This is a genomic window from Variovorax gossypii (genome assembly GCF_003965815.1).
Lineage (GTDB): Bacteria > Pseudomonadota > Gammaproteobacteria > Burkholderiales > Burkholderiaceae_C > Variovorax > Variovorax gossypii.
This window is the reverse complement of the sequence record NZ_RXOE01000004.1, coordinates 374,345-391,805: the sequence shown is the minus strand read 5'-3', so window position 1 is coordinate 391,805 and position 17,461 is coordinate 374,345. Positions and strand designations below refer to the sequence as shown.

Below are 17,461 nucleotides of genomic sequence, written 5' to 3'. Positions count from 1 at the left end.
AAAGGATGCAGATACATTTTTGACATTCATTGACATTTCGTCACCGACATTACCGGGGCCGTCAGATGCACATCCTGCTTGTCGCGAGCGCGTTCAACAGCCTGACGCAGCGGGTGCTGGCGGAACTGCAGGATCGGGGCCACACCGTCGGCGTGGTGCTGGCCCTCGGCAATGACGACGAAATGCGTGAAGCCGTGCGGGCGCAGGCGCCCCAGCTCATCGTGGCGCCGATGCTTACCAGCGCGATTCCAGAGGACATCTGGCGCGCCCACACCTGCCTGATCGTGCATCCCGGCCCGCCGGGCGACCGGGGCCCCTCGTCGCTCGACTGGACGCTGCAGGGCGGCGCCGAAAGCTGGGGCGTCACCGTGCTCGAGGCCGTGGCCGAGATGGACGCGGGCGATGTCTGGGCGTGGTCGCCGCTGAAGGTGCCCCCGCAGGCCGGCAAGAGCGATCTCTATCGCGGCGAAGTGGCCGATGCGGCGGTCGACGCGGTGCTGCTCGCGGTGGAGCGCTTCGCCTCGGGCAGGCACAAGCCGCAGAAGCAGGAACCCGCGGCGCTGGCCGCCGGCTGGCGGCCCTTCATGAAGCAGGCCCGGCGGCGCATCGACTGGACTTCCGACACCACCGAGACGATCCTGCGCCAACTGCGCGCGGCCGATTCGCAGCCCGGCGTGCTCGACGAACTGCTGGGCGCGCAGTGGTACCTGCACGGCGGCCATCCCGAGGACGAGCTGCGCGGCGGCAAGCCCGGCGAGCTGATCGCCACCCGCGCCGGCGCCATCTGCCGCGCCACCGTCGACGGCGCGGTGTGGATCCGGCAGCTGAGGCCCTGGCGCGAGCCCGGTTCGAGGCTGCCCAGCTACAAGCTGCCTGCCACCGAGGCGCTCGGCGAACTGCTGCCTTCCACGGTGCCTGAGGTACCGGCACCACTGGATCTGCCGGCCGGGCGCCGTACCTTTTCTGACATCCGCTACAGCGAGCAGGGCGCGGTCGGCGTGCTGAACTTCTCCTTTCCCGGCGGCGCGATGAGCACCGCCCAGTGCCGGCGGCTGCTGGAGGCCTACCGCTTCGCCTGCACGCGCGCGACCTCGGTGCTGGTGCTGGGCGGCATGCGCGACTTCTTCTCCAACGGCATCCATCTCAACGTGATCGAGGCGGCCGAAGACCCGGCCGAGGAATCGTGGGCCAACATCCACGCGATGAATGATCTGGTCGAGGCCGTGCTGGGCACCACCGACCGGCTCACCGTGTCGGCGCTGGGCGGCAACGCCGCGGCCGGCGGCGTGATGCTCGCGCTGGCGGCCGACGAGGTCTGGTGCCGCGACGGCGCCGTGCTCAACCCGCACTACAAGCTGATGGGCCTGCACGGCTCGGAGTACTGGACCTACATCCTCCCGCGCCGCGTGGGCGAGAGCGAGGCGCTGCGGCTCACGCAGTCGGCGCTGCCGGTGAGCGCGAAGCGCGCGGTCGAACTCGGGATGGCGGAGCGCGTGCTGCGGGCCGCGCCGGAGGAATTGGGCGACGAGGTGGCCCGGCTCGCCGCCGAGCTGGCCGCTTCGCCCGACTTCGCCGAACGTGTCGCGCGGAAGAAGGCGATCCGTGAGCAGGACGAATCGCTGAAGCCGCTGCAGCGCTACCGCGACGAGGAACTGGCGCACATGCGCCGCAACTTCTTCGACGCCCGCGAGCCGCACGCCGGGCTGAGGTCTGCCTTCGTGCGAAAGGAAAGGGCGTCGCACACGCCGCCGCACATAGCCCGCCTGGGCCTGGCGGACTGAGCTGCGCGAGAGCTTTACTGGCTGTCGGGAATCACCGCGTCGGCCGCCGCGCCCACGGCCTTGCCCGTGATGCGCGCGGTGCCGATGGCCGCATCCGCCGCCAGCCCGACCGCGCCGGCTCCCACGCTCACCGCCGTGCTGGCCACCGTCACCACCGCGCAGCCGCCGAGCAGAGTCGAAAGCGAGGCGAGCACGAGGGCGCGGCGCAGCAGGGTGGTCATGGCGGTTCCTTTTTCGAAGTCGATCAGCGAACCCGCATGCCCGGCGTAGCGCCCGGCCAGGGTTCGAGCACGTGGATGCCGGGGTGGGCCTTCTCGTCGCCGTGGCTGGCTGCCAGCACCATGCCTTCGCTCACGCCGAACTTCATCTTGCGCGGCGCGAGGTTGGCGACCAGCACCGTGAGCTTGCCTACGAGCTGCTCGGGCTGGTAGGCCGAGGCGATGCCGCTGAACACGTTGCGCAGAACTGGACTCCCCTGCGGGTCGGTGCCTTCACCGGCGTCGAGCGTCAGGCGCAGCAGCTTGGTCGAGCCCTCGACCTTCTCGCAGGCAACGATTTTGGCGATGCGCAGGTCGATCTTCGCGAAGTCGTCGATGGTGATGGTCGGCGCGATGGCTTCGCCGCCCGGCAGTTCCTGGGGCTGTGCGGCCACGGGGGCTGCGGCAGGTTCCGGAGCGTCGAACAGCTTGTCGACCAGCTTGACGTCGGCGCGCTGCATCAGGTGCTTGTACTCGCCGATGGCGTGGCCGACGGGCAGCGGCTGCGCGGCGTCGGTCCAGGCCAGCGGCTGGATGTTCAGGAAGGCCTCGACGTTCACCGCCAGCGCCGGCAGCACCGGCTTCAGGTACAGCGTGAGCAGGCGGAAGGCCTCGATGCACACGGTGCACACGTCGTGCAGGCGCGCCTCGGCGCCTTCCTTCTTGGCCAGCTCCCATGGCTTGTTCTGGTCGACGTACTCGTTGACCTTGTCGGCCAGCGCCATCACCTCGCGCAGCGCGCGGGCGTAGTCGCGGCCGTCGTAGAGCGAATGCAGCTGCGACGCCGCGTCGCGCAGCGCGAACAGCAGCGCGTCGCCGTCGGCCGACACCTCGCCCAGCTTGCCGCCGAAGCGCTTGCCGATGAAGCCCGCCGCGCGGCTGGCGATGTTGATGTACTTGCCCACGAGGTCGCTGTTGACGCGAGCGACGAAGTCCTCGGGGTTGAAGTCGATGTCCTCGTTGCGGCCGTTGAGCTTGGCGGCGATGTAGTAGCGCAGCCATTCGGGGTCGAGCCCGATCGACAGGTACTTGAGCGGGTCGATGCCGGTGCCGCGGCTCTTGCTCATCTTCTCGCCGCTCACCGTCAGGTGGCCGTGCACGTACACCGCGTCTGGCGCCTTGCGGCCGCTGAAGTGCAGCATCGCGGGCCAGAACAGCGTGTGGAAGGTGATGATGTCCTTGCCGATGAAGTGCACCTGCTCCAGGTCGGGGTCGGCCATGTACTCGGTGTACGAGATGCCGTCGCCGCCGAGCTCGATGCAGCGCTTGTCCAGCAGGTTCTTCAGTGAGGCCAGGTAGCCCACGGGGGCGTCGAGCCACACGTAGAAGTACTTGCCTGGCGCATCGGGGATCTCGATGCCGAAGTAGGGTGCGTCGCGGCTGATGTCCCAGTCGCCGAGGCCGCCCTTGCCCTCGTCGTCCTTGTAGAGCCATTCGCGGATCTTGTTCTGCACCTCGGGCTGCACGTGGCCGGCGGCCGCCGTCCATTCCTTCAGGTAGGCCTCGCAGCGCGGGTCCGAGAGCTTGAAGAAGAAGTGCTCCGAGCTGCGCAGTTCGGGCTTGGCGCCCGACAGGGCCGAGTAGGGGTTGATCAGCTCGGTGGGCGCGTACACGGCGCCGCACACCTCGCAGTTGTCGCCGTACTGGTCCTTCGAATGGCAGTTGGGGCACTCGCCCTTGATGAAGCGGTCGGCCAGGAACATGCCCTTTTCGGGGTCGTAGAACTGCTCGACGCTCTTGGTGCTGATGAGGCCGTTGGCGCGCAGGTCGCGGTAGATGTCCTGTGCCAGCTGGTGGTTCTCGGGCGCGTCGGTCGAGTGCCAGTTGTCGAAGGAGATGTAGTAGCCGTCGAGGTACGGCTTGCGGCCGGCCGCGATCTCGGCCACGAAGGCCTGCGGCGTCACGCCGGCCTTGTCGGCCGCGATGGTGATCGCCGCGCCGTGGGCGTCGTCGGCGCACACGAAGTTGACGTCGGCGCCGTTCATTCGCTGGTTCCGCACCCAGATGTCGGCCTGGATGTATTCCATCATGTGGCCGATGTGGAACTTGCCGTTGGCATACGGCAGGGCGGTGGTGACGAAGAGCTTGCGCGGGGCGGACATCGGGGAGGGCGCTTTCGGAGTGGCTGACGGGGAGAACCGGGCATTTTAGGTTGCGGCGTCCCGCGGCGGGTCTGGTGGCAGCATCGACCCCATGACGCACGACATCGAACTTGCCGCCTACGTCGCCGGATTCGCCGGGTCTCCCCTTGCGCCATGGGCTGCCTCGCTGCCCTGGGAATTGCCGCCGCACGCCCCGGAAATCGTGCGCCGGCTGCTGGCCGGACTGCCTGCCGGCGACTATGCCGTCGAGGGCGAAGTGGCCATTCACCCCAGCGCCAGGGTCGAGCCGGGCGCGGTGCTCAAGGGGCCGCTGATCCTCGGTCCGGGCTGTTTCGTGGCCGCAGGGGCCTACCTGCGCGGCGGCAACTGGGTCGACGCCCGCTGCAGCATCGGGCCGGGCGTGGAGCTGAAATCGTCCTTCGTCTTCGAAGGCACGGCGCTGGCCCATTTCAACTTCGTCGGCGATTCGGTCATCGGCGCGGGCGTCAACATGGAAGCCGGCAGCATCGTCTGCAACCACCGCAACGAGCGCGCGGACAAGCAGGTCTTCGTGCGCGGCGGCGAGGGCGGGGCACTGCAGGGCACGGGGTGCGAGAAGTTCGGTGCGCTGGTCGGCGACGGGGTGCGGATCGGGGCCAATGCGGTGATCGCTCCCGGGGCGCTGCTTGCGCCGGGCCGCGTCGTGGGCCGGCTGGCGCTGGTGGACGACGAACTGGCGCAGAAGGTGGCCTGAGCGTGGGGGCACTCGGCGGCGGGCTGTCGCGCGGGCGACGTATGCTCCAGCCCCCCGATCCAGAAAAGCTGAAAGCGAGACGCAGCCGATGACCACCACTTCCATTCCCGCAACCCTGATCCCCGGCGACGGCATCGGCCCCGAAATCGTCGACGCCACGCTGGCCGCGCTCGATGCGCTGAAGGCTCCCTTCGTCTGGGACACGCAGATCGCCGGCCTGGGCGGCGTCAAGGCTTCGGGCGATCCGCTGCCGCAGGCCACGCTCGACAGCATCCGCAAGACCCGGCTGGCCCTGAAGGGCCCGCTGGAGACCCCCTCGGGCGGCGGGTACCGCTCGTCGAACGTGCGGCTGCGCGAGGAATTCCAGCTGTACGCCAACCTGCGCCCCGCGCGCACCATCATTCCCGGCGGCCGATTCGACAAGATCGACCTGGTGGTCGTTCGCGAGAACCTCGAGGGCCTCTACATCGGCCACGAGCACTACGTGCCCATCGACGGCGACCCGCACGCCGTGGCCATGGCCACCGGCATCAACACCCGCCAGGGCAGCCGCCGCCTGCTCGAATACGCCTTCGAAACCGCCATCGCCACCGGCCGCAAGAAGGTCACGCTGGTGCACAAGGCCAACATCATGAAGGCACTCACGGGCATCTTCCTGGAGACCGGCCTGGACCTCTACGAAAAGAAGTACAAGGGCAAGTTCGAGCTCGACACGGTCATCATCGACGCCTGTGCGATGAAGCTGGTGCTCAACCCCTGGCAGTTCGACATGCTGGTCACCACCAACCTGTTCGGCGACATCCTGTCCGACCTCGTGGCCGGCCTGGTCGGCGGCCTGGGCATGGCGCCCGGCGCCAACATCGGCACCGATGCCGCGATCTTCGAGGCCGTGCACGGCTCCGCGCCCGACATCGCCGGCAAGGGCATCGCCAACCCCACCGCACTGCTGCTGGCCGCCGCGCTCATGCTCGACCACGTGAAGCTGCCCGAACTGGCCACGCGCCTGCGCACCGCGATCGACGAGACGCTGAACATCGACAAGGTGCGCACCGGCGACCTGGGCGGCACGGCGGGCACCGAGGCGTTCACGAAGGCGCTGGTCAGCCGCATCAACGGCGGCTGAACCCGGCGGGGGCTTGCGGGCGCCGCATGAGAAGAAGGCTTGCGCTGCTCCTGGGAGTCCTGCTGTTCGCGGGCCTGGCTGGTCTTGCCGCAGCCGACCAGCGCTTCACCGTGGTGAAGATCGACCTGCGCAAGGAACGGCTCGAGCTGTTCCTGCGCGACGACGCAGGCGTGCCGTTCAAGCGCTTCGACCGGCTCGATGCCTGGTTGAAGGAGCGTGGCCGCCAGCTGGGCTTCGCGATGAACGCCGGCATGTACCACGAGGACTTCTCCCCGGTCGGCCTGCTGGTGCGCGGCGGCCGCGAAGAGTCGCCGCTCAACCTGGCCGACGGCGCGGGCAACTTCTTCCTCAAGCCCAACGGCGTGTTCCTCGTGTCGGACGCCGGGCCGCGCGTCGTCGAGTCGTCGGAGTACCCGGCGCTGGCGAAGGGCGTGCGCCTGGCGACCCAGTCGGGCCCGCTGCTGCTGCGCCGCGGCGTCGTGCATCCTGCCTTCATTCCACATTCCGATTCGCGCAAGATCCGCAACGGCGTCGGCGTGATCGGCCACACCGCGATCTTCGTCATCAGCGACGTACCGGTGAACTTCCACGAGTTCGCGCTCTACTTCCGCGACGTGCTCCACTGCCGCGACGCGCTGTACCTCGACGGCACGGTGTCGGCGCTGCATTCGCCGTCGCTGCACAGAAGCGATTTCGTGCGGGAGCTGGGGCCTATCCTCGGCGTTGCGTCGCCCTGAGTTTCATCATCGATTTCGAGCCATGTCTTCCACCACCTCGCTGCCCGTCCTGTCCCTTGTCGAAACCCGCGTGCTCGGCGTGCTCGCCGAAAAGCAGCGCACCGTGCCCGACAGCTATCCGCTCACGCTCAATTCGCTGGTGTCGGGCTGCAACCAGAAGACCAGCCGCAACCCCGTGCTCGAACTCACCGAGTCGCAGGTGCAGGCCGCCGTCGACAGCCTCAGGGGCTACAGCCTCGTGGCCGAGACCAGCGGCGGGCGGGCCTTCCGCTACGAGCACAACGTCGATCGCGTGCTGCGCATTCCGTCGCAGTCGGTGATCCTGCTCACCGTGCTGATGCTGCGCGGCCCGCAGACGGCGGGCGAGCTGCGCATCGCCTGCGACCGCATGCACAACTTCGCCGACATCTCGTCGGTCGAGGGATTTCTCAACGAGCTCGCGGAACGGCCGGCCGGCGCGCTCGTGGTGAAGCTGGCGCGCCTGCCGGGCGCGCGCGAGAGCCGCTGGGCGCATCTGTTGAGCGGTGCGCCGGCCGAAGAGGTGGCCGGGCCTGCAGGTGCCTCGTCCGATGCGGCATATGCGGCGAACGACGTGTCGCTCGGCGAGGTCGCGGCGCTCAAGGCCAACGTGGCGCGGCTGGAAGCCGAGGTGGCGTCGCTGAAGGCGCTGCTGGGGCGGGTGTGTTCGGAGCTGGGGATTTCCGAGGCGGGCTGACCGCCTGACGGCGCCGATGACGATCCCGCTCTCTTTCTTGTTCAAGGCGGTGGCGGCGCTGCTCGTCTTGGGCTTCGTGCTCACGGTGGTGCCGCTGGTCATCGCGGCGGCGCTCCCGCGCGGCAATCGCGTGGCGGATCGCCTCCGGGTGTTTGCCAGCGGCGTGCCGACCGTCTTGTTGTTCTGCATCGCCCGTTTCGAGATACTTCTTGCCATTGTCATCGTCGTCGCGGGGGTGACCATCGCGATGCTTCACGCATGAAGCACATCTGCCCACGCTGCAAGGAGCCCAGCATCGGCGGTCTCGCCAAGCGCTGGTCCAGCCGTGCCGTGCCGGCAGAATGTTCGGCCTGCGGCGGCCTTTCGCATGTGCTGGCCAGCACCAGCAGCGGCATCTGGGTGGGCGGCATCGTGATCTTCATGGTCTCGCTGATCGGCGGGCTCGGGCTGCATTCGGGGCTTTTCTTCGTGAGCGGGCTGGTGCTTGCGGTGGCCTTCAACGTGTGGGCATGGAGGCGCGCGAAGATGTATCCGATCTCCAGGGAAAGCGCGGGCAATGCGGCAAAGGCCGGTTGGCTGGTCGCCGGCATCTACGCCTTCGTCGCGCTCTTCCAGTAGCGGCAGGGCCCGCGAGCCGGCTTCTTCCGTTCACCGCATTTCACACGGGCTTCACGCAGCCCGCACATCCGGTGCCTAACTTCGGTCTCCATTGCGAAAACCACTGGAGCCCCGAATGGACAACGGACACATCGTCGCGTGGCGCGACCACATGCCCTACGACGACATCACGCGGCGCGCACTCGCCTGGCTCGCCGCGCTGGCCGGCATAGCGAGCCTGTATGCCTTCTTCTGGTGGGCCGCCTCGGCCACCGGCTTCTTCCTCTTCGACGGCTGGCGCCACACCTGGCAGAGCCTGGGCACGGCGATCGTGTTCCGCGACATGGACACGGTCTACTACCTGCTGAGCTGGGTCTTCTCCGTCTTCGGCGGTCTGTATGGCTGGGTAGCGCTCGTCGGATTCGCCGCCACGCACCGGCGCGGCTGGGAGGCGGTCCCCCCGTGGATCAAGATCGGCTGCGCCTTCGGCGTGGCCGCCGGCCTGGCCTTCGAACCGGGCCGGCTGCTGGCGCTGGTGCCTATCGTCTGCGCGGTGGCGCTGCTGCTGCGCTCGATGCTGATGTCGCCGGCCGAACGGCTCAGCTTCCGGACACCGGCACGTCCAGACTGAGCTTCACCGGGTCCATGGTGACCAGCGTGCGAAAGCGCTTGACGTTGTTGCTCTGGAAGAAGAGCTGCCGCGTGAGCGCCGTGTACTGCGCCATGTCGCGCACCACGAAGACGAGGATGAAGTCCCATTCGCCGGTCACGTAGTAGCACTGCTGCACCTGCGGGCAGTCCCTGAAGCTCTTCTTCATCGCGTCGAGCAGCTCGAGCTGCTCGCTTTCGGTTTCCACCTCGGCCACGATGGTCAGCGGATGGCCCAGCGCGGCCGGAGACAGCACGGCGCCGTAGCGCTGGATCACGCCCTCGTCGCGCATGCGCTTGAGCCTGCGGTTCACAGCCGCGGTCGACAGGTGCACGCGCTCGCCCAGTTCGCTCTGGGGCATGCGGCTGTCGGCCTGGATCAGTTCCAGCAGGCGGAGGTCGAGGGCGTCGAGCGGGGTCATGGATGAACGGTGGTGCGCGCAAAAACGTTGCGTCGGAGGCCTCGATTTTGCGTACCTGTCTCGCACCATTGTCAATAGCATCCCGTCATGAACCTCCACGACGCACCCCTGCGCGACACGCTTACCGGCTGGCGCCGCGCCTTGCACGCCATTCCCGAAACCGGCTTCGAGGAGGCGAAGACATCAGCCTTCGTCACCCGCGTGCTGAAGGCGCTGGGCCTGGAGGTGCACACCGGCATCGGCGGCACCGGCCTCGTGGCCAACCTGAAGGTGGGCAGCGGCAAGGGCACGATCGGCCTTCGCGCCGAGATGGACGCGCTCAACATCACCGAGCTGCCCACCGACCGCGCCTACGCCTCGGGCACGCCCGGCAAGATGCACGCCTGCGGCCACGACGGCCACATGTCGATCATCCTCGGCGCGGCGCAGCTGCTGCGCGAGCGTCGCGACTTCGACGGCACCGTGCGCTTCATCTTCCAGCCCGCCGAGGAGCACGGCCGCGGCGCCAAGGCGATGATGGAAGACGGCCTCTTCGAGCGCTTCCCGGTCGACGAGATCTACGGCCTGCACAACATGCCGGGCATGCGCGCCGGCACCTTCGCCACGCGCGAGGGCGGCCTCATGGCCAGCGAGGACAACTTCGTGATCCACGTGAAGGGCCGCGGCACGCATGCCGCCCGGCCGCACATGGGCATCGACCCCATCGTGATCGGCGCGCAGATCGTGCTGGCGCTGCAGACCATCGTGTCGCGCACGCTCGATCCGGGCGCGCAGGCGGTGGTGTCGTGCACGGAGTTCATCACCGACGGCATCCGCAACGCGATCCCGTCGAACGTCGTCATCAAGGGCGACACGCGCAGTTACGACCCGCAGGTGCAGCGCATGCTGGCCGCGCGCATGCGCGAGATCAGCGAAGGCATCTGCCGCATGCACGGCGCCGGCTGCGAGTTCAGCTACACGCACGAGTTCGCGCCCACCGTGAACTGGGCCGAGTGCGTGCCCGTGGCGGTGGCCGCCGCCACGGCCATCGTGGGCGCGGAGAACGTGGATGCGAACGTGGCGCCGATGATGATCTCGGAAGACTTCGGCGCCTTTCTGCAGGCGGTGCCTGGCGCCTTCGTGTTCCTCGGCAACGGCGCCGAGGGCGAGGCCGGCGACACGCCGCTGCACAACGGCAGCTACGACTTCAACGACGAGGTGCTCGCCACGGGCGCCCGTTACTTCGCGGAGATCGTCCGCATGCGCCTGCCCGCGCCGGCCGGCGCCACCAACTGATCGATCGAACGGATCCCATGATTTTCAGGAACCCCCAGGCGCGGCACCGCGCATACGACGAATCCCTGCGCGATGTGATGAGCATCGCGCGCGGCAAGGAAAGCCGGCAATGGCTCTCGACATGGAGCCGGCTGCAGCCTGCGCCCACGCCGGCATGGTCGCTGCCGGGGCTCGCGAGTCGGCTCGGCATCGGCGGGCTGACGGTGAAGGACGAGTCGGCGCGCTCGGCGCTCGGCAGCTTCAAGGTGCTCGGCGCGCCCGTGGCGCTGCTGCGGCTGGTGCTTCGCCGCTGGCCTGAAAGCGGCTGGACGCCTGCGGACCTGCTGGCGGGCAGGCACGCTGAAGCACTGCGCGACTTCGTGGTCGTCAGCGCCACCGACGGCAACCACGGCCGCGCACTGGCTGCCGCCGCGCAGAGCATCGGCTGCCGCTGCGTGATCGTGCTGCATGCGCAGGTCAGCGAGGAGCGCGAGGCTCCCATCGCGGCGCTGGGTGCCGAGATCGTGCGCATCGCCGGCAACTACGACGAATCGGTCGAAGAGGCCGCGCGGCTGGCCCGTGCCAATGGCTGGGAGGTGGTTTCCGACACCTCCTACGAGGGCTACGAGGAGGTGCCGCGCGACGTGATGCAGGGCTACGGCATCCTGGCCGACGAACTGCTCGAAGACATTGCCGCCGATGCGCCGTGTCCCTTCACTCACGTCATCGTGCAGGGCGGCGTGGGCGGGCTGGCCGCGGGCGTCGTCAGCCATTTCTGGGAGCGCTTCGGCGCGGCCCGCCCGGGCTTCATCGTCGTCGAGCCCGAACAGGCCGACTGCCTGCTGCAGAGCGCGCGTAACGGCCGCCCGAGCCGTGCGACGGGCTCGGTCGACTCGGTGATGGCAGGGCTGGCCTGCGGCGAGACCTCGCCGCTCGCGTGGCGCTTCCTGCAACCCGCCGTCGACCTGTTCATGACGGTGACCGACGCACAGGCCGAACAGGCGATGCGCGTGCTTGCGAGCGGGGAAGCGGGCGATGTGCCGGTGCTCAGCGGCGAATCGGGCGCCGCCGGCCTCGCGGCGTTGCAGGCACTGGCGGCCGACCCTTCTGCCCGCGACGCGGCACGACTGGGCGCCGATGCCCGCGTGCTGCTCATCAGCACCGAAGGCGCGACGGCGCCGGGCGTGTACCGCGCGATCACCGGGCGTTCCGGCGAAGAGGTCGTCGAGGCGCAGGCGCGGTGGCTGGCCGGCAGGCGCGCGTGACCCGGCCCTAAGCCGCGTTCCAGCCGAAGAAGCGCAGCACCTCGTCGCGCTGCTTCATCGTGTCGGCGCGGCCCAGCGCGATCAGGTCGCGCGTGTAGCTCGACTCGAACAGCAAGTAGCTCGCGAGCGCGCCGCCCTTCACGTCGGCCGCGACCTTCGAGCCGCCCAGCAGGTGCCGCACAGCGCCGGGCAGGGCGTCTACGTGGCGCGCCGCGATCACGTCGAGGCGTTCCGAGGGCGAGATCACCAGCAGGTCGAGCGGGCGCAGCGTGCTCTGCGCGCGCGCTTCCTCGGGAATCAGCCCCAGCGTGTGGTTGATGCGGCGCAGGCGTTCGATGTCCACCGCCAGCGCGTCCAGGAAGATGCTGGAGAGCGCATGGCCCGCGATCTGCGCCATCGTCGGATAGCCGCTGTGGGTGTTGGGCGCTGTGGCGTCGCGCGGCTCGTGCATGCGGCCTGCGCCGATCACCACGATGCGCTGCGCGCCGAGGTGGATGGCCGCCGCGATGGGCGCCGACTGGCGCATCGAGCCGTCGCCGAAGTATTCGGTGTGGCCCTGCATCGGCAACGCCGTGGCCGGGAACACGAAGGGAATGGCCGACGAAGCCAGCAGGTGCGCGTGCGTGATGCGGTCGCGCACCGAAAGGCGCTGCGAGCGCACCCACGGCTCCATCGGCACGGCCGCCTCGAAGAAAGTGACGTGCTCGCCCGAGCTGTAGCTCGACGCGGTCACGGCCAGCGCCTGCAGGTGGCCCTTCTGCATGAGCTGCGGCAGCCGGTCGAGCAGCACCATGCGCTGCAGCAGCTCGGCAAGCGGCGAGTTGTCGAGCAGCGACTTCGGCTTGATGCGCATCCAGTTGGCCGCGAAGCGCCCGAACCCGAGAAGCATGCGCCAGCGCGTGCCGCTGCCGATCACCGAGAGCGAATCGGCGCGGTACACCTGCTCGGCGCGGAACCGGCTCCAGACATCGGCGATGTGGCCCACCACGTGGTCGAAGTCGTCGCAGCCGCAGGCCAGCGCCGCCGCGTTGATGGCGCCGGCCGAAGTGCCGGTGATGACCTGGAAGGGGTTGCCGGTGCCTGTGACCGCGATGCCCGCCGCGCGGCGGATCTCGGCGATGGCTTCCAGCACGCCGACCTGGTAGGCGGCCCGGGCGCCGCCCCCGGTGAGCAGGAGACCTGTGACGGGGCTTGTCTCGGGCATTTTTGTTCGTTGTCGGGCTATTGGAGGACCGTGCGGTGCGGGCCTGTGGAGCACCTTAGACTACCGGCCATTCAGGAGTTTGATCAATGGCACTCACCCCAGAAGGGCTCATGGAGGCACTCAAGGCCGTCCAGGACCCTAACACCGGCAAGGCTTTCGCGGCGACCCGGTCGCTCAAAAACCTCCAGGTCTCGGAGGGCGACGTCTCGTTCGACCTCGAACTCGGCTACCCGGCGAAGAGCCAGCACGCGGCCATCCGCAAGGAGCTGGTGGCGGCCGCCAAGGCGCTGCCGGGCGTGGAGAACGTGTCGGTCAACATCGTCACCAAGGTCATCAGCCATGCCGTGCAGCGCGGCGTGCAGCTGATGCCCAACGTCAGGAACATCATCGCGGTGGCCTCGGGCAAGGGCGGCGTGGGCAAGAGCACCACGGCGGCCAACCTGGCGCTGGCGCTGGCGTCGGAAGGCGCCACGGTCGGCCTGCTCGACGCCGACATCTACGGCCCGAGCCAGCCCATGATGATGGGCATCGAGGGCCGCCCCGACAGCGCCGACGGCAAGACCATGGAGCCCATGGAGCGCCACGGCGTGCAGGTCATGTCGATCGGCTTCCTGGTCGACCAGGATCAGGCCATGATCTGGCGCGGCCCCATGGCTACGCAGGCGCTCGAGCAACTGCTGCGCCAGACCAACTGGAAAGACCTCGACTACCTCATCGTCGACATGCCCCCCGGCACCGGCGACATCCAGCTCACGCTGAGCCAGCGCGTGCCGATGACGGGCGCGGTGATCGTCACCACGCCGCAGGACATCGCGCTGCTCGACGCCAAGAAGGGCATCAAGATGTTCGAGAAGGTCGGCGTGCCGATCCTCGGCATCGTCGAGAACATGGCGGTGCATGTTTGCTCGAACTGCGGCCATGCCGAGCACATCTTCGGCGCCGACGGCGGCAAGAAGATGGCGGCCGAATACCAGATGGAGTACCTCGGCGCGCTGCCGCTGGACATCAACATCCGGCTGCAGGCCGACAGCGGCGCGCCGACCGTGGTGTCCGACCCCGACGGCGAGGCCGCCGGCATCTACAAGGCCGTGGCGCGCCGCGTGGCGGTCGGCATCGCCGAGAAGGCGAAGGACTTCTCGGCGAAGTTCCCGACGATCTCGATCAGCAAGAACACCTAGGAACGGCCTTTCGATGAACCTGCTCGCCTCGATGCGCTACCTGGTGGCGCTGAACGAGCACAAGCACTTCGGCCGCGCCGCTCAGGCCTGCCACATCACGCAGCCGGCGCTGTCGAACGCGCTGCGCGCGCTGGAGACGGAGTTCGGCGTCGTCATCGTCAAGCGCGCCCGCGTGTACGTGGGCCTCACGCACGAGGGCGAGCGCGTGCTGGCCACGGCGCAGCGCATGCTGCGCGACAACGAAGTGCTGCTGCAGGAGCTGCGCAGCGACATGAACAACCCGCACGGACGGCTGCGCATGGCGGCCGTGCCCACCGCGATCCCGCTGCTGTCGCGCTTCGCGGCCATGCTGCAGGAGCGCCATCCGGGCATCGTGCCGGCCGTGCTCTCGATGAGCTCGCAGGACCTGGAGACGGGCCTCGAGAACCTGTCGGTCGACCTCGCGCTGGGCTACACCGAGCGCATGCACCTGCCGGGCATCAAGCTCACGGCCTGGCCGCAGAGCGTGGAGCACTACTTCCTGCTGCGCCGTGCGAAGAAGGCGTCGGCCGACCAGCTGCGCATCGGCGAGCCGATGTCGTGGGCCGAGGCGGGCAGGCTGCCGCTGTGCCTGCTCACCTCCGACATGCACAACCGCACCATCGTCGACCAGGCGCTGCGCGAGGTGGGCGTGTCGGTGGTGCCGTCCATCGAGACCAATTCGGTGCTGGCGCTTGCGCTGGCGGTGAGCGCGGGCACGATCAACAGCGTGCTGCCCGGCAGCATGGTCGATGCGGTGCGAAGCCATCGCGAACTCGAGGCGCTGCCGCTGGTGGAGCCCGACGTGCGCACGCCCGTCGGCTTCATGACGCAGGACGGCGTGCGCGCCTCGCGCGCACTCGAGGCGGCGCTGGCCTTCCTGCAGACGCCCGAGTGGCAGGCGCAGCTGCAGCAGCACAGCGGCATGCTCGGCGAATGACGAGGCGGCCGGCGGCTGCAAACAAAGAGCCACAAAGAGGCCTCTTCATTTAGTTATTGAATCAGGTCATGCCCTGATCGAATTTGACGGCGATTAAAGCGTTCGCACACACTCCGCGGCCCGGATTAGCAATAACTTACACGTCCGGCGAACTAGGAGAAATATGGCAGGCTCATCTGCGGGCGTTCTCGAGGGAGATCGCATTGGTGGAAGCGGGGTGCAGCAGCAACCCGGCTTCCTGGAAAAAGAACGCATCATCGCGGGCCCCGGCTTCAATCGCTGGCTGGTGCCGCCGGCCGCACTGGCCATCCACCTGTGCATCGGCATGGCTTACGGCTTCTCGGTGTTCTGGCTGCCGCTGTCGAAGGCGCTGGGCACCGCCGGCACCGGCGCCCAGGCCTGCGCCAAGGACATGAGCTTCTTCGCCGAGCTCTTCGCCACCACCTGCGACTGGCGCGTGGCAACGCTCGGCTGGATGTACACCCTGTTCTTCGTCTTCCTCGGCTGCTCCGCGGCCCTGTGGGGCGGCTGGCTCGAACGCGCGGGCCCGCGCAAGGCCGGCGTGGTGTCGGCGCTGTGCTGGTGCGGCGGCATGCTGCTGTCGGCACTGGGCATCCACCTGCACCAGTTCTGGCTGATGATCCTCGGCTCGGGCGTGATCGGCGGCATCGGCCTCGGCCTCGGCTACATCTCGCCGGTGAGCACGCTGATCAAGTGGTTTCCCGACCGCCGCGGCATGGCCACCGGCATGGCCATCATGGGCTTCGGCGGCGGCGCGATGATCGGCTCGCCGCTGGCGGTCGACCTGATGAAGCGCTTCTCCACCGCCACCGATGTGGGCGTGATGCAGACCTTCGTCGTGATGGCGCTGGGCTACTTCGTCTTCATGATGGCCGGCGCGCTGGGCTACCGCGTGCCGCCCTCGGGCTGGAAGCCCGAAGGCTGGACGCCGCCGCCGGCGCAGACCAGCAACACCATGATCACGCAGCGCCACGTGCACGTGAAGAAGGTCTGGGGCATTCCGCAGTTCTGGCTCGTGTGGCTGGTGCTGTGCATGAACGTGAGCGCGGGCATCGGCGTGATCGGCATGGCATCGCCCATGCTGCAGGAAGTGTTCGGCGGCTCGCTGATCGACCTGCCGGCCAAGTACGGCGAACTCGACAAGACGCAACTGGCGGCCATCGCCGTTGTGGCGGGCGGCTTCACCGCGCTGCTGTCGCTCTTCAACATCGGCGGTCGCTTCGTGTGGGCGAGCCTGTCGGACAAGCTGGGCCGCAAGCTCACCTACACGGTGTTCTTCGTTCTCGGCGGCATCCTGTACGCGAGCATTCCCTCGTCGGCCGGCGCGGGCAGCAAGCTGCTCTTCGTGGGCGCGTGCTGCGTGATCGTGTCGATGTACGGCGGCGGCTTCGCTACCGTGCCGGCCTACCTGGCCGACCTGTTCGGCACGCAGTTCGTGGGCGCCATCCACGGCCGCCTGCTCACGGCGTGGGCCACGGCCGGCATTCTCGGCCCGGTAGTCGTGAACTACATGCGCGAGTACCAGCTGGGCCTGGGCCTGCCGCGCGAGCAGGTCTACAACCAGACCATGTACATCCTCGTGGGCATGCTGGTGATCGGCTTCATCGCCAACCTGCTGGTGCGCCCGGTGGCCGACAAGCACTTCATGAGCGACGAAGAGCTGGCCGTCGAGAAGAAGCTTGCGCACGAGAAGGCCTCGGCCGCCGAAGTGGGCAGCGGCTCGGGCCGTGCCGACACGGTGAGCCCGGCGGTCGTCGCGCTGGCCTGGCTGGCTGTGGGCATTCCGCTGGCCTGGGGCGTCTACAAGACGCTGGTCAGCGCGGCCAAGTTCTTCGGCTGATTTCCTTCTCGCAGGATCAGCGGCCCGAAGGCTGCGCGGCGAACACTTCGATCGCCGCCAGCCGGGCCACCGAACGGCCCGGCTTCACGTCGCCGGCCAGCACGAGCCGAGCCACGCCGTTGCGACCCAGCGGCGCGCCGTTCAGGCTGTAGGCAACCAGCGCAACGCGGTTGCCGGATTCGGGTGCGATCTCCGCGAGCGAGACCACCGCGCGGTAGCCGTCGCTGCCCACCGCCACCACATACATCGAGAGCACCGGGTTGCGCACCGCGGTGTCGGGCCTGAGGCCCACCGTCGCATCGTTCAGCAAGGCCCACAGGCTCACGCCGGTGTAGCTGTTGCTGCCGACCGTCACCGTGACGGCGGGCAGGGCCTGCAGTGCGGCGAGGTCGAAGACTGCGCGCTTGCCCACGGCGCCCGAGACGGTGAAGGAGGGCGACGTATCCTCGCCGGGCACGGCGGCCGCAGTGTGCGGGGCCATGCCGCTCGTGCGCGGCGGGCTGCCGGCGCAACCCGCCAGCATCGCCATCGCCGCGATGGCCGTGGCGGCAGCGGCACCGCGGCGCAGCCAGCGCGCGGACATCAGGAACAGGGTGCGGTCTTTCACTGGAACTCCTTGTTTTCCC

Annotated in this window: 18 protein-coding genes; 13 read left to right on the top strand and 5 right to left on the bottom strand. The window is 68.6% G+C overall.

Annotated features, from left to right (window positions below; all coding sequences use genetic code 11):
• Window positions 1–65: 65 nt before the first annotated feature.
• On the top strand, window positions 66–1,781 hold the full coding sequence (locus EJP69_RS18685; RefSeq protein WP_126472001.1) for an enoyl-CoA hydratase-related protein: 1,716 nt from the start codon (window positions 66–68) through the stop codon (window positions 1,779–1,781).
• A 14-nt stretch (window positions 1,782–1,795) separates the two neighbouring features.
• Here the strand turns inward: EJP69_RS18685 and EJP69_RS18680 are convergent, their stop codons facing one another.
• Window positions 1,796–2,002 (bottom strand): hypothetical protein, encoded by a 207-nt coding sequence (locus tag EJP69_RS18680; RefSeq protein WP_126471999.1) that lies wholly within the window; start codon window positions 2,000–2,002, stop codon window positions 1,796–1,798.
• 23 nt (window positions 2,003–2,025) lie between these two features.
• Window positions 2,026–4,140: a methionine--tRNA ligase gene (metG, locus tag EJP69_RS18675; RefSeq protein WP_126471997.1), complete on the bottom strand. Its 2,115-nt coding sequence runs from the start codon at window positions 4,138–4,140 to the stop codon at window positions 2,026–2,028.
• 91 nt (window positions 4,141–4,231) lie between these two features.
• Between metG and EJP69_RS18670 the strand changes: the two genes are divergently transcribed.
• The 7 genes from EJP69_RS18670 to EJP69_RS18640 all read left to right on the top strand — a co-directional run bounded on the left by EJP69_RS18670 (window position 4,232) and on the right by EJP69_RS18640 (window position 8,676).
• A complete protein-coding gene (locus EJP69_RS18670) occupies window positions 4,232–4,873 on the top strand; it encodes an LbetaH domain-containing protein (protein ID WP_126471995.1) in 642 nt (213 codons plus the stop codon).
• A gap of 88 nt (window positions 4,874–4,961) precedes the next feature.
• On the top strand, window positions 4,962–5,996 hold the full coding sequence (locus EJP69_RS18665) for an isocitrate/isopropylmalate dehydrogenase family protein (RefSeq protein ID WP_093198144.1): 1,035 nt from the start codon (window positions 4,962–4,964) through the stop codon (window positions 5,994–5,996).
• Window positions 5,997–6,022: 26 nt separating this feature from the next.
• Window positions 6,023–6,733 carry a phosphodiester glycosidase family protein gene (locus EJP69_RS18660; protein ID WP_126471993.1) on the top strand — a complete coding sequence of 237 codons (711 nt, stop codon included), beginning with the start codon at window positions 6,023–6,025 and terminating at the stop codon, window positions 6,731–6,733.
• Between the two features lie 22 nt (window positions 6,734–6,755).
• Complete coding sequence (locus tag EJP69_RS18655) at window positions 6,756–7,448, top strand: YceH family protein (RefSeq protein WP_126471991.1); 693 nt, start codon at window positions 6,756–6,758, stop codon at window positions 7,446–7,448.
• Between the two features lie 16 nt (window positions 7,449–7,464).
• A complete protein-coding gene (locus EJP69_RS18650) occupies window positions 7,465–7,710 on the top strand; it encodes a hypothetical protein (RefSeq protein WP_093302268.1) in 246 nt (81 codons plus the stop codon).
• On the top strand, window positions 7,707–8,066 hold the full coding sequence (locus EJP69_RS18645) for a hypothetical protein (RefSeq protein ID WP_126471990.1): 360 nt from the start codon (window positions 7,707–7,709) through the stop codon (window positions 8,064–8,066). The genes EJP69_RS18650 and EJP69_RS18645 overlap by 4 nt, the downstream gene beginning before the upstream one ends.
• Window positions 8,067–8,181: 115 nt before the next feature.
• Window positions 8,182–8,676, top strand: coding sequence for a hypothetical protein (locus tag EJP69_RS18640; protein WP_126471988.1), 495 nt, complete (start codon window positions 8,182–8,184; stop codon window positions 8,674–8,676).
• Here EJP69_RS18640 and EJP69_RS18635 read toward each other — a convergent pair.
• Window positions 8,645–9,115, bottom strand: a complete 471-nt coding sequence (locus tag EJP69_RS18635) for an Lrp/AsnC family transcriptional regulator (RefSeq protein WP_240652198.1) — start codon at window positions 9,113–9,115, stop codon at window positions 8,645–8,647. The genes EJP69_RS18640 and EJP69_RS18635 overlap by 32 nt on opposite strands.
• Window positions 9,116–9,202: 87 nt before the next feature.
• Here EJP69_RS18635 and EJP69_RS18630 point away from each other — a divergent pair, with 87 nt between their 5' ends.
• Together EJP69_RS18630 and EJP69_RS18625 are read left to right on the top strand one after the other, a co-directional pair.
• A complete protein-coding gene (locus tag EJP69_RS18630; protein WP_126471984.1) occupies window positions 9,203–10,390 on the top strand; it encodes a M20 aminoacylase family protein in 1,188 nt (395 codons plus the stop codon).
• A 17-nt stretch (window positions 10,391–10,407) separates the two neighbouring features.
• Window positions 10,408–11,634 (top strand): diaminopropionate ammonia-lyase, encoded by a 1,227-nt coding sequence (locus EJP69_RS18625; RefSeq protein ID WP_126471982.1) that lies wholly within the window; start codon window positions 10,408–10,410, stop codon window positions 11,632–11,634.
• Window positions 11,635–11,641: 7 nt separating this feature from the next.
• Here EJP69_RS18625 and EJP69_RS18620 read toward each other — a convergent pair whose 3' ends face one another.
• Window positions 11,642–12,838: a patatin-like phospholipase family protein gene (locus EJP69_RS18620; RefSeq protein ID WP_126471980.1), complete on the bottom strand. Its 1,197-nt coding sequence runs from the start codon at window positions 12,836–12,838 to the stop codon at window positions 11,642–11,644.
• Between the two features lie 86 nt (window positions 12,839–12,924).
• On the opposite strand from EJP69_RS18620, the gene apbC reads away from it, so the two are divergent.
• From apbC to EJP69_RS18605, 3 genes are all read left to right on the top strand, one after another.
• Window positions 12,925–14,016, top strand: coding sequence for an iron-sulfur cluster carrier protein ApbC (apbC, locus tag EJP69_RS18615; RefSeq protein ID WP_126471978.1), 1,092 nt, complete (start codon window positions 12,925–12,927; stop codon window positions 14,014–14,016).
• A 13-nt stretch (window positions 14,017–14,029) separates the two neighbouring features.
• Complete coding sequence (locus EJP69_RS18610) at window positions 14,030–14,974, top strand: LysR family transcriptional regulator (protein ID WP_093198116.1); 945 nt, start codon at window positions 14,030–14,032, stop codon at window positions 14,972–14,974.
• 163 nt (window positions 14,975–15,137) lie between these two features.
• A complete protein-coding gene (locus EJP69_RS18605) occupies window positions 15,138–16,835 on the top strand; it encodes an OFA family MFS transporter (RefSeq protein ID WP_126471976.1) in 1,698 nt (565 codons plus the stop codon).
• Between the two features lie 16 nt (window positions 16,836–16,851).
• Here EJP69_RS18605 and EJP69_RS18600 read toward each other — a convergent pair whose 3' ends face one another.
• A complete protein-coding gene (locus EJP69_RS18600; protein WP_126471974.1) occupies window positions 16,852–17,442 on the bottom strand; it encodes a molybdopterin-binding protein in 591 nt (196 codons plus the stop codon).
• Window positions 17,443–17,461: the final 19 nt, after the last annotated feature.